Origin of the sequence: Anabaena sp. PCC 7938 (assembly GCF_049315035.1) — a bacterium.
Lineage (GTDB): Bacteria > Cyanobacteriota > Cyanobacteriia > Cyanobacteriales > Nostocaceae > Anabaena > Anabaena cylindrica.
This window is the reverse complement of the sequence record NZ_CP186039.1, coordinates 111,895-133,764: the sequence shown is the minus strand read 5'-3', so window position 1 is coordinate 133,764 and position 21,870 is coordinate 111,895. Positions and strand designations below refer to the sequence as shown.

The 21,870-nt window shown below is 39.8% G+C and carries 21 protein-coding genes; 11 read left to right on the top strand and 10 right to left on the bottom strand.

The annotated features are described in order from the left end of the window. Positions 1-13: 13 nt before the first annotated feature. From ACOWPH_RS30595 to ACOWPH_RS30585, 3 genes are all read right to left on the bottom strand, one after another. Complete coding sequence (locus tag ACOWPH_RS30595) at positions 14-154, bottom strand: hypothetical protein (protein ID WP_250855223.1); 141 nt, start codon at positions 152-154, stop codon at positions 14-16. Between the two features lie 93 nt (positions 155-247). Then, the gene (locus ACOWPH_RS30590) at positions 248-730 is read right to left on the bottom strand and encodes a hypothetical protein (protein WP_015217647.1); all 483 of its coding nucleotides are present in this window, start codon (positions 728-730) and stop codon (positions 248-250) included. Beyond that, positions 723-2,084: an AAA family ATPase gene (locus ACOWPH_RS30585; RefSeq protein WP_171815841.1), complete on the bottom strand. Its 1,362-nt coding sequence runs from the start codon at positions 2,082-2,084 to the stop codon at positions 723-725. Before ACOWPH_RS30585 ends, ACOWPH_RS30590 begins: the two co-directional genes overlap by 8 nt. A gap of 527 nt (positions 2,085-2,611) precedes the next feature. Between ACOWPH_RS30585 and ACOWPH_RS30580 the strand changes: the two genes are divergently transcribed. From ACOWPH_RS30580 to ACOWPH_RS30570, 3 genes are all read left to right on the top strand, one after another. After that, the gene (locus ACOWPH_RS30580; protein ID WP_015217645.1) at positions 2,612-3,235 is read left to right on the top strand and encodes a hypothetical protein; all 624 of its coding nucleotides are present in this window, start codon (positions 2,612-2,614) and stop codon (positions 3,233-3,235) included. A gap of 587 nt (positions 3,236-3,822) precedes the next feature. Continuing rightward, entirely contained in the window at positions 3,823-4,248 is a 426-nt protein-coding gene (locus ACOWPH_RS30575; protein WP_015217644.1) for a hypothetical protein, read from the top strand. 186 nt (positions 4,249-4,434) lie between these two features. Continuing rightward, complete coding sequence (locus ACOWPH_RS30570; RefSeq protein WP_015217643.1) at positions 4,435-4,824, top strand: hypothetical protein; 390 nt, start codon at positions 4,435-4,437, stop codon at positions 4,822-4,824. 254 nt (positions 4,825-5,078) lie between these two features. Here the strand turns inward: ACOWPH_RS30570 and ACOWPH_RS30565 are convergent, their stop codons facing one another. The 5 genes from ACOWPH_RS30565 to ACOWPH_RS30545 all read right to left on the bottom strand — a co-directional run bounded on the left by ACOWPH_RS30565 (position 5,079) and on the right by ACOWPH_RS30545 (position 9,518). Then, positions 5,079-5,627: a hypothetical protein gene (locus tag ACOWPH_RS30565; protein WP_015217642.1), complete on the bottom strand. Its 549-nt coding sequence runs from the start codon at positions 5,625-5,627 to the stop codon at positions 5,079-5,081. A gap of 229 nt (positions 5,628-5,856) precedes the next feature. Further along, on the bottom strand, positions 5,857-6,639 hold the full coding sequence (locus ACOWPH_RS30560) for a DUF6753 family protein (RefSeq protein WP_015217641.1): 783 nt from the start codon (positions 6,637-6,639) through the stop codon (positions 5,857-5,859). A 296-nt stretch (positions 6,640-6,935) separates the two neighbouring features. After that, a complete protein-coding gene (locus ACOWPH_RS30555; RefSeq protein WP_015217640.1) occupies positions 6,936-7,715 on the bottom strand; it encodes a mobilization protein MobD in 780 nt (259 codons plus the stop codon). A 46-nt stretch (positions 7,716-7,761) separates the two neighbouring features. Further along, a complete protein-coding gene (locus tag ACOWPH_RS30550; RefSeq protein ID WP_015217639.1) occupies positions 7,762-8,373 on the bottom strand; it encodes a hypothetical protein in 612 nt (203 codons plus the stop codon). After that, positions 8,370-9,518, bottom strand: a complete 1,149-nt coding sequence (locus ACOWPH_RS30545; RefSeq protein WP_015217638.1) for a ParM/StbA family protein — start codon at positions 9,516-9,518, stop codon at positions 8,370-8,372. The genes ACOWPH_RS30550 and ACOWPH_RS30545 overlap by 4 nt, the downstream gene beginning before the upstream one ends. 694 nt (positions 9,519-10,212) lie before the next feature. On the opposite strand from ACOWPH_RS30545, the gene ACOWPH_RS30540 reads away from it, so the two are divergent. The 6 genes from ACOWPH_RS30540 (at position 10,213) to glpK (ending at position 20,349) form a co-directional block, all read left to right on the top strand. Then, positions 10,213-10,572 (top strand): plasmid mobilization protein, encoded by a 360-nt coding sequence (locus tag ACOWPH_RS30540; protein WP_015217637.1) that lies wholly within the window; start codon positions 10,213-10,215, stop codon positions 10,570-10,572. Between the two features lie 160 nt (positions 10,573-10,732). Further along, the gene (locus ACOWPH_RS30535; protein ID WP_015217636.1) at positions 10,733-12,475 is read left to right on the top strand and encodes a relaxase/mobilization nuclease domain-containing protein; all 1,743 of its coding nucleotides are present in this window, start codon (positions 10,733-10,735) and stop codon (positions 12,473-12,475) included. A 98-nt stretch (positions 12,476-12,573) separates the two neighbouring features. Next, positions 12,574-13,083 carry a hypothetical protein gene (locus tag ACOWPH_RS30530; RefSeq protein ID WP_015217635.1) on the top strand — a complete coding sequence of 170 codons (510 nt, stop codon included), beginning with the start codon at positions 12,574-12,576 and terminating at the stop codon, positions 13,081-13,083. A gap of 322 nt (positions 13,084-13,405) precedes the next feature. Then, a complete protein-coding gene (locus ACOWPH_RS30525) occupies positions 13,406-14,128 on the top strand; it encodes a hypothetical protein (protein ID WP_015217634.1) in 723 nt (240 codons plus the stop codon). 522 nt (positions 14,129-14,650) lie between these two features. Beyond that, a complete protein-coding gene (locus ACOWPH_RS30520; protein ID WP_015217633.1) occupies positions 14,651-18,667 on the top strand; it encodes a PriCT-2 domain-containing protein in 4,017 nt (1,338 codons plus the stop codon). A gap of 188 nt (positions 18,668-18,855) precedes the next feature. After that, entirely contained in the window at positions 18,856-20,349 is a 1,494-nt protein-coding gene (gene glpK, locus ACOWPH_RS30515) for a glycerol kinase GlpK (protein ID WP_015217632.1), read from the top strand. A gap of 87 nt (positions 20,350-20,436) precedes the next feature. On the opposite strand, the gene ACOWPH_RS30510 is transcribed toward glpK, so the two are convergent. Continuing rightward, entirely contained in the window at positions 20,437-20,736 is a 300-nt protein-coding gene (locus ACOWPH_RS30510) for a type II toxin-antitoxin system RelE/ParE family toxin (RefSeq protein WP_081593766.1), read from the bottom strand. Then, positions 20,721-20,960, bottom strand: coding sequence for an addiction module protein (locus ACOWPH_RS30505; protein ID WP_015217630.1), 240 nt, complete (start codon positions 20,958-20,960; stop codon positions 20,721-20,723). Before ACOWPH_RS30505 ends, ACOWPH_RS30510 begins: the two co-directional genes overlap by 16 nt. Before the next feature lie 149 nt (positions 20,961-21,109). Between ACOWPH_RS30505 and ACOWPH_RS30500 the strand changes: the two genes are divergently transcribed. Then, on the top strand, positions 21,110-21,373 hold the full coding sequence (locus ACOWPH_RS30500; RefSeq protein WP_015217629.1) for a hypothetical protein: 264 nt from the start codon (positions 21,110-21,112) through the stop codon (positions 21,371-21,373). A gap of 12 nt (positions 21,374-21,385) precedes the next feature. Further along, positions 21,386-21,766, top strand: coding sequence for a PIN domain-containing protein (locus ACOWPH_RS30495; protein WP_015217628.1), 381 nt, complete (start codon positions 21,386-21,388; stop codon positions 21,764-21,766). The last annotated feature ends 104 nt before the right edge of the window (positions 21,767-21,870 follow it).

Genomic DNA, 21,870 nt, shown 5'->3' with positions numbered 1-21,870 from the left:
GTCCCTTCCAAGACTACACCCGACTTTCTGCTTCCATCGGTAAAACCTCTGCTCGTTGACGAATACGAGCAAGCACGTCATCCCTTTGCCCATAAAGTTTTTGCAACAAATCGCGGACTTCTTGCCCCATCGAAACCCCCTTTTGTGCTGCCAAGCGTTTAATGCGCTCAAGCAACTCATCAGATTATATTGCGAATCATAATTGTTGCCATACTACCTCCTTTGCTAGTGCTAGTCTACTACTGGCTCATGTTGGCGTTTGGTGATAGTTCTGTAAATCTCTGTCTAGCGACCAAATAAACACTTCACTCATGGGGAAAAGTTTACACGATTTATTAAATTCTTCAATAATGCTGAGATCCCCGAAGCTTGTTCCTTCTTGTTTATCAGGGGCTTTGTTTTTGCCAGCCAAATCCGGGAACTGATCAATCCACATTAATATCTCTGCGGTGTTCGGGAATGTAGTAGGTCTCCAGGCAGCTTCGCCTGTAAATGCTTCCTTAACTGCTTTAACAAAACGGAGGGCTGTTTTTCTTCGCATTGTGCCGTCCCCATTTTGGGCAATATGATTGCCTGTTTCAAGAATGGTCGCCATAGGCAACAGAAAAGTACAGCCAGATTGAGCATAGGTCTGAAAATCTTCGAGAACTGATGCTCTATGTTGATTATAGTTGGGAACGTTAAGTATTTCCAGGAATATGCTGGTATAAATCAGGCAAATACTACTCATTGTCGTACTCCTGCAAACGAGACAGCCATGCCAGAGCTTGCTGTTTTCTGTCTTCAGGTGTGTGGGGTGACTTAACGAACCTATCCACTACCCCAGCAGTTACCAGTTGTCCCAATGGTCCTTGCGATATGAGACTGGGAAAATCGTACATATCCCCAAGCCTGATCAGGCGACTATTTCCTTGATTCCCTTCCTCTGGATCTCGGTAACAAAAGACTACATAGCCTAAAGCAGCATCGGGTAAAGCATCCATTAGGGCTGGGTTGTGTGTGGAAAGCAGCACTCGTAATTTACGCTTTTCGGCAATATCTCGGATGCTAGACAGTAGATGCTTGGCACGGTTGGGATGAACACCGTTATCAATTTCTTCGATAACTACTAAACTTCCTGCGGTTGCCGATAGCATAGCAGCAGCGATCGCTAACACCCGCAATGTGCCATCTGATAACAATGCGGCTTCACAATAGCGACGGGTATTACCAAAAGTTTCCGCTAGTCGCACCATGACTTCATCTCGTGGACCAATAAGGAAATCTAGCCCTTCTATAGCCTGTTCTGGTAAACTCTGGATAAAGTTGAGAATTGCCTGTTGATTTTCGGGTTGGTTCTCCCACAAGCGATAGAGAACGCTGGACAGATTAGTACCATCTTCTTGTAATCGCTTATCAGATTTGAAGCTGTACTCGCGCATTTTGGCGGGAACGGGATCTAGAAACAGGATATTCTGTAAGACTCGTTGATATTCGCGGACTGTCTCTGGAATTATCTTTTGGGAATTTTCATATTTGGCATCAAAACGGGCAGGGCTGTCTAATTGCACAAAGATAGCCATTTGATCACTGCACGTTATTCGTGGCTTGTTCTTTCCTTGGGTAAAATTGTTATACGCGACACTAACATCAGTATTTATCCCTTCAGAAGGCTGATTTAGCTCATATAGCGGAACTGGATTTGTTGAGTCAACAATTCGCTCTCTACTGATGTGCAGTTCTCCATCACGCACATTGAGGGTTATATTGAGTTCGTTCCACTCTGTTGAGTCTAAACGGCAACCGATAGTAAAACTTGATTCTCCCCGATGACACAAATCATTGACTCGACCGCGTACAACACGTTCTGCACTATTCACCGCATATTGAATGCTGGAGAGTTTTTGCCCTTGTGCCAGCCATGACAGAAAGCGCAAACCTTCGAGGGCGTTACTTTTACCTGCGGCATTAGCTCCTATTAGGACAGTCAAAGATCCTAGAGGCAATCGGCTTTTCGACAGGTGGGACATTGAGCCTGCCGAACTGCTCACAGTTCCGCTTGTACTGTAACTTTTAAAGTTGGCGAGGGTAAATTCGGTTAGCATGGCATTCATATCATAATTATCCTCAAAATGCTCGATTTTAAAGGGAAGCAAAAAGGAGATTACGCAAATATATTCGTCAGTATTCGCTCTTGTTGCTCCTGTTTAACTTTGCATTTTTTTACTGCTTTATTAAGTATGAATAAGCACATATAGCATTTCCTGGTCTAACGGGGTACAAATTTATCTGTGTTTATCTGCGCTCATCCTTTTCCATCTGCGGTTAATTCTTTTTGCTCATACCTCACTTAAATGGGAATTGCTATAGTAATTCTAAATAAAATGTGAATGCCTTTTGTTGCTTTTTTTATCATTCAGTATGGCTACGCCTCGCCAGCTATAATAACTCAAATCGGATTGCTATATCACCAGAATAATCTGCTTGTTTATTTGGACATTTGCAAGCTTAAATAGTTATCACAGGAAAGATAGATTGGAAATCTCAATTATGAAATTGGAAGAAAATGGAGATGAAAGCCGCGATTGCGGCAAGGAGGTGAAAATTTCACTTTCTTAAAGGAGTTTGTTAAATGGCAATCGCCAAAACTCGTACTAACGGCAATACTCGCCATACAGCTAACGGTAAAACATCAGCGAAAGCAAATAACACAACCTCCGCAACTAAATCAAAAGCAGTAAAGGCTTCACCACAACAGGAAGCATTAGCCTTATTGAAAGAATTGCGGAATTTAATCTTCAAAGAATACGGGATTAAATTACAGCTTCGGGACTCCAGAATTTCTACTAAAGTCGGTCATGCAGCCCGTGAAAAACTCGGACTTGATATTGCAGCTCAAGTCAAAAAGAAAGGCGGTAATAAAAAATTTGATTGGCAGAAATGGAACACCAAATTATTTCCTAAATTATTTGGACAACCAGATACACTCCAATATACCCCAGAAGTAGTTGCCATCTTCATGAGTATGCTGTACGACACAATCAGCACCGACCCAGAACAAGCAATAGCTGATTTGGTTGAATTCAACCGTGCATCACTAGAACGTCGCAATTCTTTCCAAGAACAAGAAGAGGAAGAACTTGATGATTTGGATAACGAACTTGACGAGGACTTGGACGAAGATTTAGATGAGGATGATGATGATGAAGACTTGGATGATGAAGACGATTTAGATGAAGATGAAGATGATGATTAATTGATTCTTAGCAATTGGCATAATCACAGGGCTATTTCATTCTAAAATCTGACATTTTATGTATTTACGAGAATGCGTCATTTTGGGCTTCAGGGATTCTATCTCACGATAGCTGAAAATACCTAAATTTGTTGGTTAAATCTAGAATGAAATAGCCCTGGGCATAATCATAACTCAAAATAACCATGTATTGCCAACAATACAGGTTATTTTTTCCTGAATTTGAACAAGAAAATCCTGAAATTGAATGCATCTTATTTCGTAAAAACTTTTAGTAAGTAGTCGGATAAAATTAAATTCACTCGTTCAGAGAGGCAATTCTTAACAGAGAAATCAGTTGTGTAACTAATTCTGTCGCATTACTTAAAATTTGTGAATTTACAAACTGAATCTAGTAAATATAGTCATAGACAAGGTGATTAAAACATTAAGTGCATCCCTTCGGAAAGTATTAGGTTCTGATAAAACTTTCATTCTATCACCTACGATAATACATTGCACACAATCAACGAATTGAAATTACAGTGAATTGCATCTTTCGATGCTGTTTCTATGAGAAAAATCGAAAATATCAAGGAGTAATTCTCATGGTTAGCACTCGTAAAACCACCAAATCAGCACGTAAAATTGTCAAGCACATTCCGGCTTTAAAGCGAGTAATTACTTATCAGGAGAAAGTCCACTTGATGGTAATTGAGGTATTACGGGAAGAATCGGGTAGAGAATTAGCAGCTACCGCCCGATTTAATGAACAAGAGTTTGATTGGGACAAACACAATACTCAATTTCGTAAGGACTACATAAACACACCGTTGAAAGAATTAATCAATTATGCCCGCCTACTTTACGGCTTGAATAATCTGGACGAAATTCGAGATAGACGTGCTGCTCATAAAGCTGCTCGCTCTAAACGCATGGACGGACTTCATGGTTTAAGTAACAACTCTAATGACTGGATAGATGACGATTTTGACCAAGATGAAGATGACGAAGATTTAGAAACTGAAGATTAATTATCATGCCCCGAATTATCTGCATCGGGGCATTTTGATTTTCCACATATCTAATCCCAACAGCAGAATTGAAGACAATAATTGCCAGTGAATTCCAGCACGCAAAGAGTGAATTTTAATTTGGAAGGCATCTGTCGATGCTATCTCTGCAAGATGCAAGTAATTTGTTAATCCAAGGAAAATCGTATGCAACGTAATCACCCCCAGACCAAAGCTTTGAAAAAAGTCATGGAATCTCAGAAACAGGAAAATCCAAGGAAACGGAAACTCCAGCAGCAACAAATCAAAGCTTTAGAAAAGGTCATGGGATATCCAGACAAAGTACGGTTAATGGTACTGGAAGTTTTGCGAGAAGAAAGTGGACGAGAACTCGCTGCCAAAGCACGGTTTAATCAAGAAGAATTTGATTGGAACGAACACAATACAGAGTTTCGCCAGGACTATGCTGATACTTCCATAAATGAACTATTAGCTTATGCTAAACGTTTCTATGGATTGAAAGATTTGGATGCAGTACGCGAGCGAAGTAAGGCTCACAAAAAACAACGTACAGCTAGGTTTGCTGAAGCATCTTAAGTATCTGCTGGTGAAACCAGTAGCCAAAGAGGCAAGGGGAAGCAGTTATTTCCTCTTGCCGTTGATCTGACGACCATCCCCTTGCGCCCTTTCCTCGTATTTAAGTGGGGTAGCTTTTTTGCCCACCCACCCTGACCCGTAAAAACTCGTTATCTTAAGTAGTCGGACAAAATTAAATTCATTCGTTGAGAGAGGGAACTCTTAACAGAAAAATCAGTTGTGTAATTAATTCTGTCTCATTACTTACTGAAAAATCACTTCTTTTTCACAGGAACAGGTTGACAACCAACACCACCAAAAGTAGCAATTCTTGAACTAGAAAACTGATTGGTCATCAACCGCTCAATCTGCTGGTTAGATAGTTGAGTTTTGTTAACTTCAATTATTGGTTTCTTTCCTATCTTATTCACGGGAATCATAGTGTCTACCCAATAAAACCGCTGCTGGGAAGGTTGAGAATAAACAGGATAACAACCTTTAGAACTAATTGCAATTTTATGCCTTACAGCAGAAAGTGCTGGTAGAGAAATACCTGTTTGCACCAACTTAGCTTCTTCCACTGGTCCCCACAAACGTAGCTTTTCCTTGATACAGCGTTTCCCGTCTTTAAGTGGAGCAAGGATATTACCACAAACCTTTACTTCAACATCATACATTGGCGGATAATTAGGTACAGAGGGAGTCTGTGCTTTGGCAATATTACTTTTACTTTTGCCACTTGTATCTACAGTATCAGGAGTACAAGCTGCTAGAATTATTCCTGTTGTCATTAACCAAAACCAGTTAACTTTGCTTTTTAACATCTATTTACTCCTATTTTAAAACTGAACAACTAAGATCAAATCAAGTTAAAATTAGATAGTTTGAATCCTGTAATAACAGGGATTTTAACTTGTTTTTACTGTGCTTGTTCTAACGAATTTGAGATAATACTGTTTCACTTTTATGTTGATATAAGTAGATAGCAGGGGCAGGAGGAAAGAATTAAAAACCAATGATTTGTATCAAGCTTTTTGTGAAATGGTATAACAACTAATTTTTTGATTGAGAGACAAACTTACGTTGATTAGGAGGTTGCACCCAAAGAGTACAAAAACCTGATACTGCTTTTCTGCTGCTTGCTCCTATTTCCAGTGTCACTCCCAAGCGTTTCACTTCCTTAGTACAAACCAATTGACCAGCACTATCTCGACTCAATAAATCTCGATTCCATTCCATAAAATTGCGAGCAAACTTGCCTTCATTCGTAATTGCCCATTCCAAGGCATTAGCTTCTTGTTGAGTCAGTTGGCGTGAACCAGTTGGGTCTAAATTGCTAGATTGATACCAAAGCATTCCCCATACACTGAGAACTCCACCCACTGCTGCGGTAATCAATAAGAGTATTCCAGCTGCAATTAATGATGGAACTGAATGAATGGCACGCTCGAATTCTGTATGCTTAATTAATGTCGTGACTGCGTGAGCGATCGCTTTCTGCTGTCCTTTGACTGCTGCTTTTTCATAGTTTTGCAGATGGTCATAAAGTTGCGTTTGCCATTGGTCAAACATTGACTCCATTTCTTGAGGACTGTCTTCCAATAACACTTGTAGTCTGCCAGTAGCAATCATCATCAGAAATGCTGGATCATCAGGGTCTAATCCAGTTTGCACGACTATTTCCCAAACCCTAGCTTTGAAATTATCATCTTTACCACGAATAGCTAAATCTAGTAAAGTTGGGTAAGGAATCCGGCTTAAACCTTTACCTCTAGCAGCGACTGAATCCAGAAAATCATCATCTAAATCGAGTTCTTCAGTGTCAGAATTCCTCATAAGATAACTCCGTAATTAAGTGGAAAACGAGCCAATCTATGACTAGTACTCTATGGCGTAAGTTAATGAACCATTAAAGTTAGTGTTGGTCAAAAATCCACGATTTAAACTCCTTGTAAAAGGTACGCGTATTTACGCCGTGTTGTACTAGAGCCACGCTTTGCTATTAGACCTAGACCGGAGAGTATCGGTGGAAGGATAATTTTGCTGGAATGGCTTGCCTATGCTTCCAATTCACTTCGGCAATATTATGGGTACAACGACAGAGAGTCTCAAAATAATTCGTAATTATTCTGTCAAATAGGTGATTTTTTGGGAGTAATTCTGCCATTATTGTTAGTAACAGCAACTTTTGTTGATGGTGGAGTCATTGAAGCTGCTGGTGGGTTCCAAATTTTAGCTTTTTCAATTTCCTCACAAGCCTTTTTCAAAAAACTGTGCAGTCTCTGTCTACCTAATATCCCTAACTCGTCATAATCTTTAGCCGCAGCAAAATTTATCCGCTTGGCATCAAGGATATTCCTTTCTCGATAGCTAAACTTGGGGAAGTCAATCACAGCTACTTTGTAAGTTTTAATTAAATCCTTTAAATCCTTATTTTCATCTACGTGTTTCCAGTCATCGCATAAACCAAAGTTACGGACAAATATATGTTTAATCTTCTTTTCAAAACGTTCGAGAGATTGCATAAATAACTGCACACTGTCATATCCGCCACTGCAAACAAACCATTTGTGTATTTTGACCTTATCTTTGCCAGTAATTTCTAGTATGTGATTACGCTCAATCCAATCAGTTACTGCTGGATAGACTTGAGCAGGTAAATTAACAATCACAGAAGTTGTCAGTGCCAAATTAAAGATTTCATCAGCTTCATAAGCCTTGCGCTCTGATTCACTAAACACTGCTATTTTATGATTATTTGGATAAAATGCACCTACATCTGGATTACTTTGGTCTGCTTCCACTAACTCATAAACTAATTTATTGTCAATGCAATATTGCACCATAACTCTGGTAAATAAAGACTTGCCAACGCCACCCTTTTCACCATCAACGAAGTGAATTGTAGCCATCTTATTCGCTCCTTTTTGATTTGACTAATCTTGCATTAATGGATAATTAAATATCTGCGAACATATCGTCATCGTCATCATGAAAAGACCCTTCACCAGGAATGAAAGAGTCAGAATCAATTCTTTGTGAATCACTACTACTATTACTATTGGTGCTATCTTGATTTTTATTACTGCTATCATCACTACTGGGATTACCAACATCCAAACCAAACATAGCAGCCAGGGTTTGAGGATTAGTCATCGTACTTAGAGGTACAGGTAAAACATCACTTGATTTGTGTGGTAATCCTAATTCGATTCGTAAATAAGCTAAGTGTTGATCGAGAGCATGACAACAAATTAAACCTATCCGACGCACTTCTTGATCACTAATACCTGCACCTGATTGTGCTTTGTATGCTAATGGCAACCAACACATTCTTAATGCCTGCAATACCATTTCTTTACTAGAATGCACGTTATCTCCCTGTTGCAAATAAGAAATTAACTGCCCATCTGCTGTATTTGAATAGGGACGACAATGAAATTTGAAATCTTTACGATATCTGTTAGTTCTATTACTATCAATACCGTCAGACCTTTTGCTACTGCTGTTCTGTCTATTATGTTGTCTGTTATTGTCATTATTTGAGGGCTGTTTTTTATTGGTAGTCATGCTACTTTCTCCATTTGCGCTCTAAATCGCATAAATAAACCAAAAGCATCAATCAACCTAAATGACAAAGCTTCTTGTTCTTGGAAACTATGGTAATAATCATTACTTGCATTCTTAAAAGCTGCTTGTACCTGCTGCTGTAAATCAGTACCCCAATAAGTAGGAATCTCTTCAAAACATTCTTGTAATTCTTGCTCTAAGTACAAAGCTGCTCCACCACTCAAAATGACTTCGTTTACAGCAGGTAAAGTTGATTCCAGCCAATCGTAAAGCCTTGACCAATACTCAGATTTAGCAGTCGCAATGGCATTAACAATCATCTGCAACTCATAATCAATGTTTTTTGCGTCTCTACTTTTGACCAAAGCGCGAATTGCTTGGTTATCTGCTGTGATATCTGAACCAGCTGCATAGATAGCAGCAGTCAAAGCAGTGGCATCTTGTCCAGAGGTGCGTTCAATTACTCTCTTTACCATTTGGTGAAAGCCTAGCCCATTGGTATAACCCGCCGTCATCTTCCCTCGTTCAAATAAAAGCAGGCTGGTATTGCGATGCCCAAACATCAGCACGGCTATGGTTTGGGCGTTGAACCATTCTTTACCATTCTGGCGTTGACGAATCATGGCTAATCCCGCACCTTCAGGTAAACACTCGAATCGTTCCAGCTTGACCCGCAACCTTTGACCCCGAAATTTAAAATCCTTGAGTGCAACTTGCAACTGTTCTGCAAAGGCTTGGCGATTTTGATATTCGCCATAGGGTAGTAGTGAAGTAAGCGATAGTGAAAATCGGTTGGGCAGTTTATTGTGTTGAGCGATCGCACCAATTACTGCTAAAGCTTTGTCAATTGAAGTTTCGTACTTGAGTTTATCTAATCTGGCTGATGCTGAAAACTGGCGTGCTAGGAATCCAACTACCGTACATTGTGTATCACCATCTGCTGTACAAGATACCCAAGCTTCATCTACTGGTTTAGGAAATTCTAGACCCTTGCGACTCGACATATAAGCATTAATCGAACTTTGGGGCAACTTCAGCATTTCTGGTTCCATTGTCATCAAACATGGTTTACCTTCAGTTGCTAGTTCATAAACAATCTTGGTCAAAGAAGCACCAGGGTCAAAACTAACAATCAGGTTTGACATTGATCGTGGTTCACCTAAAAGCTTTCTTTTAACTTAAGTGCAAATAGAAATCATGCCTATCTACCTACTGACTATTTTTATTCAGCAATTTTTATCCAGTTGGCTATTTTTTTCACAGCAGTTGATCAAGTCGTTGCTTTTATGCTCAAAATTTTCGATTCCAAAAAGTGCGCCAATGAACCACCACCAAACCACCATCTAACAGACACTGAGCTACCATGCTACCGCCAGACAGCAACCATTAAACAGCCTTCCAACCGCCAGTCAGTATTTTGCATATAAATAATTACTATCAATAATAAGCATTATTGACAATAAATGTGCCAACGAACCACCATCGAACTGCCAACATACAACCATTGAACAACACTAATATTTTTGATTCGAGTAGCCCAAAAAAACGTTTGGCGCGTAGCAAGCTATGTCGCAATGTGCATCTCTATGATGCAAAAATTGGTAATTTTCAGAGAAACAGCGACAAACTTGCCCTCCTTTCACGGTTCCCCTACCTCAGTAGGTTAACCACCGTGACGGAGGGAAAGATGATACGAAAAAAATCAAACTCAACGAAAACAAGATTCACTTTCACCAACTGTCGTAAAACGCAAAGAAAAAATATCCACTTGGCTAATGACTGATTAGCTTAGATATTTCAAACTAGAAATACAACATAATCTTTGTAAGAAATTCAGCCATGCCTCCAAAAGAGCGCACAATTAGGTTTCATATCTGCCTCACACCGCAAGAAAAGGAACAGGTGCGACAAATGGCAGCAGAAAACAGCTTGACGATGGCAGAGTTATTCCGTGCCAAGACAATCAAAAATAGATTGCCCAGGCGTGTCACCAAAGTGGCAGGTCAAACTTACTGGGAGTTGGGAAAAATCGGTAATAACCTTAACCAAATCGCTAAAGCTATCAATACATCGGTATTGATGGGTGAGCCAGTGGTTGTTGATCGAGGATTGTTGGAACAGGTAAAAAATTTGGTCAGACAAGTGAGGAGAGAAATTGCTGAAATTGATTTAATCACTGATATACAGGATGAAGCGTAAATTCAGCAACGCTGAGGAACTTCCAAGAAATATCCCATTGTTTTAATAGCAAGGGAGCAGGGGAGGAACAGTTGTGCTGATCACAGAAACTGGATGTTTTATTTTCTGGAGTTCCCTGCTGACACAACTGAGTATAAAGAAAGACTACTAGGAAATTAATATGATTGGCAAACACGTCAAAGGTAAAAGTTTCCGGGGACTGCTAAACTACCTTTTTGGTAAAGAGGGAGCAAAACAAATCGGTGGGAATATGGAAGGAACAAACCCACGGGAATTAGCGGCTGAATTTGGTATATCTCGTAGATTAAATCCAAAGGTGAGTAGGGCTGTTTATCACGCTTCTCTCAGCTTGCCTCACCACGAAAGTTTAGATGATGATACTTGGCATGAAATCGCCCAAAAGTATTTGCAAGCAATGGGTTTTGATATGAACCAATATGTTGTAGTCCGGCATACTGACAGGACTCATGAACACGCACATATTGCCGCCAGTCGCATTCAATTAAATGGCATTACAGTTTCTGATAGTTGGGACAATCCCAGAAGCGAAGCTGTGATTCGCAAATTAGAAAAAGAATACAATTTGCAATCAGTACAACCAAGTCGGAGAAAAGATAGCCGTAGTCCTTCTACTGGGGAACGCAGACAACTTGCTAGAACTGGAGAAGAAAGCGTTAGAGTGAGACTTCAGCGATCGCTCGATAAAGCAACCCATGACCGCCCAACTATGCCAGAATTGATAGAGCGATGCCTTCTCTACGAGACGCTACATGAACGAACAGCTTTGCCAACGCAACAACAAGGTATCAATGTCCGTATCGGTTATACTCGTACAGGCAGAGTCAAAGGCATTAGTTATCAACTTGATGGTGTGGCTTTCAGCGGTACGCATCTAGGTAAAGCATACACTTTTCCTGGCTTACAAAAGTATCGAGGTGTAAGCTATATTCCCAAGCGTGATGATCAACGCATCCAGAAACTGATGGAGCAAAATGTTGATAATGCTACATCCAATCAGTCAAAACCGGATGAGCAAAGCGTTCAAATTAAATCAAATGTTAAAAATAGCACAATAAAAGTTTCTTCACCACTGGATAACAAACACATTGAAATCAGGCAACCTGTTGAAAATTACACTCCAACAGTTGCTCGAAAACAGAATGACAAACATCTTCAAAGTCAGCAAACTGTTGACCGTTCAACATCAACGGTGGGAACAAAACAAGATGATGAACCTATTCAAAAACTAACAGCGCAACTTGTTGAAAATTCAACACCACCTATCAACCGACCAAATTCTTTACCAACACCAGAACCCACAAACTGGAAACAAATACGCCAAAATTTAAACCAGCAGTACAATTTACCCAATTCTCTGCTCGATGAACTGTATCAAAAAGGTTGGCTCTACGCAAGTATTACAAATCAACCAGTATTTCTAGAACGCACGCTTGATGATGTTCCAACTCAAGCCAAACAACTAGAACCAACAGGTGACTTTACTGCTATTCCTCTCAACTCTGAAGCACCGAAAAATGGTAGTTTTTGGATTGCTACGAATACCACTGTCACAAGAGCAGTGTTACTCAGTGATCCCATCGAAGTTCTCTCTGTCATTGCCTTAGAATCAACTATTAACAAAAAACAACGACAACCAACATTGTATTGGAGTGTAAGTGAAAATGAGCAAATACCTTTAGAATTTTTGAACTCCCTTGATACAGTGGTCATCGCTTTTAAAGATCATGAGGAAGTTGAGGACTTGATATCTGACATATTGGTTGAACTACCCCAAGCCAAACGAGTGTCTCCCGGTCAAACCAGTTGGAATCAGGTGTTAACTGACAGAAAACAACCAATCAAAAAGCAGCAAATCACACAAACTCTAGATTGGGAACTTTAAGTCTATGCAGGGTCAGTTACTGAGCAAAAACGAGAGAATAACTGATTAGAACCTAAAAAACCAACAAAATAGCTTAAAAATAATCAATAGAGGTAAATATGTCAAATTCTTTGAATAATTACCGCAAAAAAACAAGTTACGGCTTTCAAAAAGTGAATTCTTTTCAGTATAGAGGAGTAAATTTTAACTCACAACTAGAAGCGAGGTGGGCAGCATATTTTGATTTATTGGATCGTGATTGGGAATACGCACCCGATTGTCAAGAAGGATTCACAGGTTGGTTTCCTAAATTTAAAGTAGGAATGCGATTCGTCCGTAATGTAACAAATAAATGGTTGTACTTAGATTTTTACTGTGAGGTAAAACCAATAGATATTAGCTGCAAGTTTCCATCTGAAATAGCCAAGAAAATCATGTGCGCCCATCCTTTCAAGCATGAATTCGTAGACTTATCAGAATTATGTTCAGAATTTCTCCCTGGACAAGCTGTGATCACAGAATGTTCTTACGACCGAACCATGATCTTGGGAAATAGTCCTATCTTTCCCTGGACAGATAATTGTTACAGAACAAAATTTAAAACGGTTTCACAAATTGATACTCTCTGAGAGCCGCAACCACCAGTAGAAAATCCTGGATATTTTTCGGGTTGGTATTCAATAGGACTGCAAAGAGACGCTCGACTCTGGTGTACAATGCTTTTAGGCACTTATAATCAAGAAGAAACTCAAAAATTATGGGAGCAAGCGTTAGATATAATCAATCGCGTTTAATCCCTATTAAAGAGTAGATTTCTTGCATAAATGCATTTCCTTGGGTAACTATTAAACAGGATAACCATGAAATAATCATTGGTTCAAAATGCCATATTAGGCATTAGTATTTGGAAAGAAAGTGCCAATTTCACACCACTAATTGTTGATATCGCCAATGTTGACCGTGAAAGACCCACCAACCGATTTTCAGCTACCGCCGCACAACGAAGCGGCTTTAGAGGGACTTAGGGAAGCAAAAAACGTTGACTCCACTATTGCTCTAGCTGCTAGTGGTTCAGCAATTGCTACAAGCACAATTAGCCCCGCTGGCTGGTTGCTTTTTGGTTTGGCTTACAAACCATTGGTCAGGGTAGAAAAAATTGCGCGGTTAGAAAAATTAACAACCTTATTGTTAGAGGAGTTTAAAAGCAAGGGAATACAAGTCTTTCCCGTCCTTCAAATTGAGGACAAGAACCCTATAGACTTGTTTATCAGGTTTCCGCGCAAAACTCACCTGTTTATCTCTATTCGTTCACGAGGAGATAGAGAGGTTGTTTACAACGAAAGCAGAGAAGCTTTGCAAATTAGAAGAAAAGATAAGCATGGACTAAAGGTATGGACACCCTGCCCTCTAGTTGAGTTGGCAGATTATGAAAAGTGGCTTGACAAAAATAGAGCCTTATTTGGGATGTCCTCCCGTGAAGCTCAAAAGACTCCCACAGCCAAAGTTTTAGTTTTATGGCCTCCTACCAAAGCAGTGGAAAGTCACAAAGACCATCTTTATACTGAAGTAGGAAATATGAAAATTCTAGCTCTTAGGAGAAAAGGCACTGCGTTTGTGATCCAAAAAGAAGAAATAACCGAGTTTATTACAGCTTGGTTAGCGAAGTACGAATAGATTAAAAGGCGAAAACCTCACGTCCCGGTGGGACAACGAGGTTTTCAAAATAAATTCCGTCATGGAATTGGACATTGGAATTGGAGCAGGGGTATTGGGTTGACGACCTAATGTTTATATCCCTGTTAGTAATCTTATCTCAAAAAGTTGAGATGTAAAACCAGAAGAACACTGATTTTACAAAAAAATTAGGATTTACGCAATTACAATGCCTTCGGTGTACCCCTTTGGGGAAGCAAGCTCAAGCTACGCGCAGCGTCTCTTAACGCTAAATCGTTAGTATAGTGTGCCGCAAACACAAGCTCCGCTAATACACACCGTCTCCAATAGGAGAAGCAAAGAAAGCTTAGATATCGCCGGAAAACAATCTCAAACCCATATTGTTTGTACCTCATGCGTAAATCCTAGTAAAAAAGCAATTCAGGAATTTTATCTTCTTATCTTCCTGAGTATGTGTGTAAAAGATTACTGATACGGGATAGCTTCAATTCCTCCAACAAACTTACTGGAGGATTGGCTATCATGTCACAACAGCAATTTAACAATTCATCAGAATCACAAAACCCAAACGCTCAACAATTTGGTATTGATTTAGAACAGAAACAGCAATTTAACAACTCATCAGAATCACAAAACCCAAACACTCAACAACAATTTAATAACCAATCAGAACCACAGCAGCCCAACGTTCAACAGCCATTTCACAACGAGTCAGAATCGCAACAATCAACATCCGCACAGCCTTTTCATAACCAATCAGAATCACAAAACCCAACCGTTCAAAAGACTGAATCCAGTAGCGAGATCAAACAACAGCTAGAACCCAAAAACCCAATCACACAACAGCCTCAATTTACACCAGGGTTAGAACCAGAGCCTATCCAAAACAACAAAATCAAATTCGCGTTTAATGCCACTGGTAAAAATAAAGACTGGGACTTTCGGAAACTAGCAGCCAACTTCCAAGATAGAACAGGCACAATTTGGGATGTGATGAGACACGTAGGAGCAGGACACGCCTTATGTGCTGGCTTACTGGGTGGACAATGGCGAAGTAAATCTCATGTTATTGGTTCTCAATGGTTACTACTAGATATTGACAACACACAAACATGGACAGATGAAAATGGCAATCCATTAGATGAAAATGGTAGACCAATCAAGATTAATAAAGCTTGGGTAGATATTAACGGTAATGTCATTGAAAAATCAGATGGTAGACAAGCAAAGAAAATCTACCAACATCAGCTAAACTTAGACGAAGCTATAGAACATCCATTCATCAAACAATATTGCGCTTTAATCTACACCACAGCCAGCCATCAACCAAACTGGGACAAATTCCGCTTAGTATTCGTACTACCTGAATATGTTCAAGGTGCAGATACAGTAGAAGTATTAACACGCTACTTAATGAAGCATCTACCCCATGACCCCGCCTGTAAAGATGCTTCACGGGTGTTTTATGGCAATACTCAAGCCACATTCCCATTAATTCAACCTCATGTCACACTACCCCAATCTTGGATAGATGAAGCTGTAACCACCGCTTATCAAGAAAAAATCGAATATGAGAAACGGATAGCAGAAATTACAGCCCGTCGTCTACAGTTTCAAGAACGGGCAGAAGCTAACAATTGGGATATTGATCAGCTAATTCAACAAGCATTAACTTATATTCCTTCACGTAGTCCTGGTAGTAACAACTATAAAGAGTGCATAGATGTATTAATGGCGCTAAATTCTCATTATGGTGCTGTAGATGCGGAAATTATCGGAGAACAGTGGAGTCCATCAATTAAAGGAACTACTTGGAATATTAGAGCCAAAATTAAGAGTTTTCGCGGTCGTTCCGGTATCTCCATTGGCACACTATTTCACATTGCTAAACAGTATGGATTTAGATTTCCAAAAGTTGAAGGTACAACTTTTAATAGTAATTACCAGGATGACGAGTATAACAAATACCAAATAAAGAGATTCAGCAATTACCAACAAGAAGAGTTAAACAGTTATCAGAGGGAGATATTTAACGATTACCACAGAAAATACTCCGGTAATAACCTACACCCCACCGTCGCAGATCCGACAATCACCAAAGAACAATGGCAAGCTAAATACGGTATAAAGAAAGACTTTCAAGAGTTCCTGCAAACCTTAATCACTGTTACTAATAAAGCCAAACAGTTTATAGGTAACGTTATTTACCAACCAAAACCAACCATACTTTTACCAACCAATAACCTAGACGTTGATATCTGGTTTGAACCGAAGAATCGCACCCAAACTTACCTAGATGCAGCTAAATCAGGTAAAAAATTCATCCTAGATTTATCACACGCTGGTGCTGGTAAATCTCACACTGTGGGTGAATTTATGCCAGAGCAGCTAGGAGTCAATACACTTTTCTACCTCAGCAATGAACACCGTAATCCCACTGTAGCAACTATTGAACAGTGGACAGACTTACCAGTACGCCACAACGGATTAGTAGCAGATTGTAACAAACTCACACCATTGGGCAACCCACAAATACACTGGCCTCAACCAGGGGAAGAACCCAATATTGAGGGAACTTGTCCTCTCACAGATTTTTTTAATGCTCTTGCAAGCAAAGGATACAAAAAAGAAACATCCGCAGAAGCCAGCCTCAATCCCATCTGCAATGGTTGTAAACTCAGGGCTAATTGTGCGGGTAGAGATGCTGCTGGTAATGCCCTCCCGAAAGTCAATGGTGCTACCTTCCGACGTGATAGGAGGGATGCACTAGCATCTCAGCGGATTCGTGCCAATATCAACTCTTTACCCCAAGCTACAGATATTATTAATATGAAAGCAAGTGCTTTTGTTGACGAAGCTTCTAGACAACTACAACCAGTTGACTTTATTAAAGTTAGTTTACGAGATTTTGACTCCTCAATGATGGAGGTGCAAACTAAGCTACCCGCAGTATATGACAAAATTAGGAGTTTAGTTCTACCTCTGCGGGTACTGCTAACTGGTGAAATTCCCCCTGTTGAGGAAACATATCATGGGTACAATGATGAGTTAATCAGGGCTATATTAGGGGCAATTCCCACAGATTTACCGGAAATCATTGCTGAACTGGAAACTATTGCTCCAGATATTGAGGAATTGGTGCAGCAGGCTGATAGTATTACATTAGATGGGGTTGATAAGAGCGATCGCATTTCTTTCAGCAGAAAAACTTTAAAGTTTATCCGTAGTCACCTCAATAAACAAGCTGCTCAAGAGACTTACAGGAATATCGACAGTTTACCTGTGAGATGGTTGATTCCCCTTCTAGAAGTTATCGGAGACATTCAACCAGGGGCTTTACGAGTTAAGAACAAACATTTAATTATTGCTACTAAAAACAGCCGTCAAGTTGATGTTCTCAAAGCTTTTGAGTTTGTTTTCTTGATGGATGCTACTGCTAATCGTGACAATGTGGCTATGCAGTTGGGCATTAATCCAGAGGAAATACTGGTGATTTCGGAAATCCCACCAGATTACAGTAATCTGACTATTCACCAAATTACGGGCTTTGGATTACTTAATAAAGACCGAGGTGACAAATTAAAAGAACGAATTGCGGCATTGCGTGAAGAATTAAATCAGCGTCATGATGGCAATATTGCTTACATTGACCACTTAGCACATAAAAATAAGGGTGATGGACACTGGTTTGCTGATAATCGGGGGAGTAATGCTTATCAAGATAAGCAAGCTCTTTGCAGTTTTGGCACTCCTTACCAGGATATTGGTGCATCTGGGCAAGTTTATATAACTTTAACAGGAGATAGATGTGTTAGTAAAGAGAATAAGGCTTTTCAAGATGTAATTAACTTTTTGGTTCAGACTGAGGTTGTTCAATGTGCAGGTAGGACTAGAGCTAACCGCAGGATGGAAGAGGTTACTTTTTATGTCGTTAGTGATAAAGATTTATCCTATTTAGCGGATTACTACCCTAATGCTAGGTTTATTAAATCTGATGCTTTTGATATTTGTCCAGGAGCAGGTACTGAGATACAACAAACACGTAAGGGCATATTAACAGGTTTCAAGTTGCTGGTAGCAGATGGGGTGACGGATTGGCAGAAAGTTACTCAAGAGGTGCTAGGTAAAGCTGCTGGTATTTCTCAAGAATGGTTAAGTCAGGTTGCTAAGAAGTATTTTGGGGGGTGGAATAGTTTTAGAAAATTATTACTACTCCTATATAACTCTCTATATAGGGTTAGTAATAATTCTCCAGAGGTTTTGACTAAGGAACAGCAGTGGTTTATTGATGAGTATTTACCTCTGTTGCAGCAGGATAGGGAAGCTGGTTATGAATCTGCGGATTTGGTGATTGAATATTTGATTACGTTTGGTGAACATCTTGGTTGGCAAGGGTTCTCTCAGGCTGTGAATGCCGCTACGATGGAAGTTAAAGCTTTTTTAATGGATTGTTTGATCTCTGTTTTGCCGAAGGAGGTTCATGATCACGTTAAGTGCAATTTAATTTCGTACTTAGCTCAGGTAGAACCTGATTACTGAGTTTATACTTAGATTTGCTGATTTTTTATAGTTGAATAAAAGCAATACAATATTGCGGTGTAGCTTGCTGCTTTTTTTAGGAGTAGGAGCAATTTCTTTTGTCAACAATATTTGTCTTAGTATATGACTGGTATTCACATAGCGAAAATTTTGTGACACTAATGTGCATAGCCAAGTAACATAAACCCATGACCAAATACGTCGCTGCAATTGACCAAGGAACGACCAGCACCCGCTTCATCATCTTCGACAAGCAGGGTAAAATTGTCAGCTATGCCCAAAAAGAACATCAGCAGATTTACCCCCAACCAGGTTGGGTAGAACACGACCCTCTGGAAATTTGGTCATGTACTCAAACTGTAATTAAAGATGCCTTGGAGCAAAGTAATATTACTGTTGCTGAGATTACAGCCGTTGGCATTACTAATCAGCGGGAAACTATAGTAGTTTGGAATAAACACACAGGCGAACCCTACTACAACGCCATTGTTTGGCAAGATACCAGAACTGACTATATCTGCAATCAACTAGCAGCAGATGGCGGGATAGACCGTTTTCGCGCCATAACAGGTTTACCACTGGCTACTTACTTCAGCGCCCCCAAAATTAAATGGTTATTGGAAAACATACCAGGATTAAAAGCCGCAGCCAAAAATGGAGATGCTCTTTTTGGCACAATTGACACTTTTTTGATTTGGCATTTAACAGGTGGTACAGCAGGCGGTTTGCATATCACCGATGTCACCAATGCCAGTCGGACGTTGCTGATGAATTTGAATTCTCTGGACTGGGAACCGGATATTTTGGAGATTATGGGCATTCCCCGGCAAATGTTACCAGAAATTCGCCCTTCCTCAGCTATTTATGGTCAAGCTACAGGTATTTTGGCAGGAGTGACCATTGCTGCTGATTTAGGTGATCAACAAGCCGCATTAATTGGACAAACTTGTTTTCAGGTAGGTGAAGCCAAAAATACTTATGGTACTGGTTGCTTTATGCTGCTGAATACAGGCCAGCAAAAGGTGATTTCCCAACATGGTCTATTGACAACGGTAGCTTACAAGTTGGGTAATGCTCCGGCGGTTTATGCTTTGGAAGGAAGTATAGCTATCGCAGGTGCTTTGGTTCAATGGTTGCGTGACAATTTGGGATTAATTCAAAGCAGTGCAGAGGTAGAAACTTTAGCGAGTACAGTTACAGATAACGGCGGTGTTTATTTTGTCCCTGCTTTTTCTGGATTATTTGCTCCCTATTGGCGCAATGATGCTAGAGGTGCGATCGTGGGGATGACTCGCTACACCAATAAAGGACACATTGCCCGTGCGGTGTTGGAAGCTACAGCATGGCAGACTCGTGAAGTTTTAGATGCGATGAGAGAAGACGCGCAGGTAAATTTAACGGCTTTGAAGGTAGATGGGGGGATGGTGTACAACAACCTGCTGATGCAATTTCAAAGCGATGTGTTAGGTGTGCCTGTGATTCGTCCCCAGGTAGCAGAAACTACAGCGTTAGGGGCAGCTTATGCTGCTGGGTTGGCGACTGGTTTCTGGAGTAGTTTGGAGGAATTATCTGATAATTGGCTTTTAGATCAGACTTGGAAACCGAAGATGGATGTTGTGGAGAGGGAAGGTTGTTATAAGCTTTGGAAGAAGGCGGTTACTAAAACTTTTGATTGGGTATAATCAACTAATGCAAAATCTACAGTACATAAATTGATAATTTTTACGGGATATGCTTTGATATAAGGTGCTTTAGGAATAAGTAAAATTTTATTCAATTCTATCTAACCACTGTTTGGGATCACGTTTTGCATGGAAGCAAGCAAATACAAAAACAGTATTTTGCTCAAAAACGTAGAGAATTACATAAGGGAATCGGCGGATTAATACTCTTCTTACGTGTTTGTAGATAACTTGGTAAGCAAGGGGTTGTCTTCCAATTCCTGACAGACAAGCATCAACAGCACGAACAAATTCCGAACCTAAACCTGGATTTTGGGATTCGTACCACTCAAAAGCATTCTGGATATCGTGTTCTGCTTCTGGCTGAATAATCAGGTTATAGTTAATTGGGAGAAGCCTAACCGTTTTTTAACGTCTTCCCAACTAGAACCATTTGTAGGGTTTTTTTTATAATTTTCTAACCGTCGATCTAATTCTTGTTGTTGTGCTTGACTCAAGGGAAGTTCTTCTTGCTGTTCTAAGATGCTGTCCCATAAATCTTCAGCCAGTTGGATGCGTTCTGCAATGCTGAGTTCAGAAATGTCAACTTTCAATAGGGGATGGAGATTCATAATTAAAGAGTTGGGGTTGAGCTTTTATCTATTTTATAATATTAGGGGGTTTGAATGTTGTGGTTATACTGATGTCAGGAAATATACAGAATATATTGTGAGATAAGTTTAATCAATAAATGAGAATCAAAACTAAACAAAAGAGCAAGATGAGTATTAACTTGAACCTACCACCCGAACTAGAAAACGAACTTCACACTGAAGCTTCTCAACTCAATTTACCATTATATGAATATATTTTACGTATTTTATCTACCAGAAAAGTTGTAGATAATTTACCTAAAACTGGAGCAGAACTTGTTAAATATTGGGAAAATGAAGGTGTAATTAATTCATGTCCTGATATTATTACTGATAGTCAAGCTTATGCTCGTGAGTTACGTCATCAAGCTGAAACACGGGAGCGAGGGTAGGTAAATTTCATCATGTACTTGTTAGATACAGATATTTTGATTGATATTCAGCGTGGTCATGCTCCTGCAATTGCTTGGTTTGCCAGTCTTTTAGCAATACCTAGCGTTCCTGGCCTGGTGGTTATGGAACTCATTCAAAATGCTCAAAATAGCCAACGGTTGCGCGATACTCTCAAGCTGGTTGCTCCTCTACCTGTAATTTGGCCTACTGAAATTGATTGTGCTTTGGCTCTATCTAATTTTACTACCTATCATCTATCAGATAATTTAGGGTTACTTGATGCTTTGATTGGTGCTTGTGCTGTGGGTAGAGGTGCTATCCTATGTACTTTCAACGTCAAGCATTACAGGGTTATACCAAATCTTACTACAACACAACCTTATAAAAGGTGAAATAAAAATTAAAGAATCAGATTATAAAAGGTGAAATAAAAATTAAAGAATCAGATTTGATTGAACAATTTAGTATTTTGTAACAGAATTATCTCAAAGACTTG

What these genes read in the sequence shown, in the direction of transcription:
- ACOWPH_RS30590 (WP_015217647.1), bottom strand. Translation starts at nt 730, where the DNA reads ATGAGTAGTATTTGCCTGATTTATACCAGCATATTCCTGGAAATACTT.
- ACOWPH_RS30585 (WP_171815841.1), bottom strand. Translation starts at nt 2,084, where the DNA reads ATGCTAACCGAATTTACCCTCGCCAACTTTAAAAGTTACAGTACAAGC.
- ACOWPH_RS30580 (WP_015217645.1), top strand. Translation starts at nt 2,612, where the DNA reads ATGGCAATCGCCAAAACTCGTACTAACGGCAATACTCGCCATACAGCT.
- ACOWPH_RS30575 (WP_015217644.1), top strand. Translation starts at nt 3,823, where the DNA reads ATGGTTAGCACTCGTAAAACCACCAAATCAGCACGTAAAATTGTCAAG.
- ACOWPH_RS30570 (WP_015217643.1), top strand. Translation starts at nt 4,435, where the DNA reads ATGCAACGTAATCACCCCCAGACCAAAGCTTTGAAAAAAGTCATGGAA.
- ACOWPH_RS30565 (WP_015217642.1), bottom strand. Translation starts at nt 5,627, where the DNA reads ATGTTAAAAAGCAAAGTTAACTGGTTTTGGTTAATGACAACAGGAATA.
- ACOWPH_RS30560 (WP_015217641.1), bottom strand. Translation starts at nt 6,639, where the DNA reads ATGAGGAATTCTGACACTGAAGAACTCGATTTAGATGATGATTTTCTG.
- ACOWPH_RS30555 (WP_015217640.1), bottom strand. Translation starts at nt 7,715, where the DNA reads ATGGCTACAATTCACTTCGTTGATGGTGAAAAGGGTGGCGTTGGCAAG.
- ACOWPH_RS30550 (WP_015217639.1), bottom strand. Translation starts at nt 8,373, where the DNA reads ATGACTACCAATAAAAAACAGCCCTCAAATAATGACAATAACAGACAA.
- ACOWPH_RS30545 (WP_015217638.1), bottom strand. Translation starts at nt 9,518, where the DNA reads ATGTCAAACCTGATTGTTAGTTTTGACCCTGGTGCTTCTTTGACCAAG.
- ACOWPH_RS30540 (WP_015217637.1), top strand. Translation starts at nt 10,213, where the DNA reads ATGCCTCCAAAAGAGCGCACAATTAGGTTTCATATCTGCCTCACACCG.
- ACOWPH_RS30535 (WP_015217636.1), top strand. Translation starts at nt 10,733, where the DNA reads ATGATTGGCAAACACGTCAAAGGTAAAAGTTTCCGGGGACTGCTAAAC.
- ACOWPH_RS30530 (WP_015217635.1), top strand. Translation starts at nt 12,574, where the DNA reads ATGTCAAATTCTTTGAATAATTACCGCAAAAAAACAAGTTACGGCTTT.
- ACOWPH_RS30525 (WP_015217634.1), top strand. Translation starts at nt 13,406, where the DNA reads ATGTTGACCGTGAAAGACCCACCAACCGATTTTCAGCTACCGCCGCAC.
- ACOWPH_RS30520 (WP_015217633.1), top strand. Translation starts at nt 14,651, where the DNA reads ATGTCACAACAGCAATTTAACAATTCATCAGAATCACAAAACCCAAAC.
- glpK (WP_015217632.1), top strand. Translation starts at nt 18,856, where the DNA reads ATGACCAAATACGTCGCTGCAATTGACCAAGGAACGACCAGCACCCGC.
- ACOWPH_RS30505 (WP_015217630.1), bottom strand. Translation starts at nt 20,960, where the DNA reads ATGAATCTCCATCCCCTATTGAAAGTTGACATTTCTGAACTCAGCATT.
- ACOWPH_RS30500 (WP_015217629.1), top strand. Translation starts at nt 21,110, where the DNA reads ATGAGTATTAACTTGAACCTACCACCCGAACTAGAAAACGAACTTCAC.
- ACOWPH_RS30495 (WP_015217628.1), top strand. Translation starts at nt 21,386, where the DNA reads ATGTACTTGTTAGATACAGATATTTTGATTGATATTCAGCGTGGTCAT.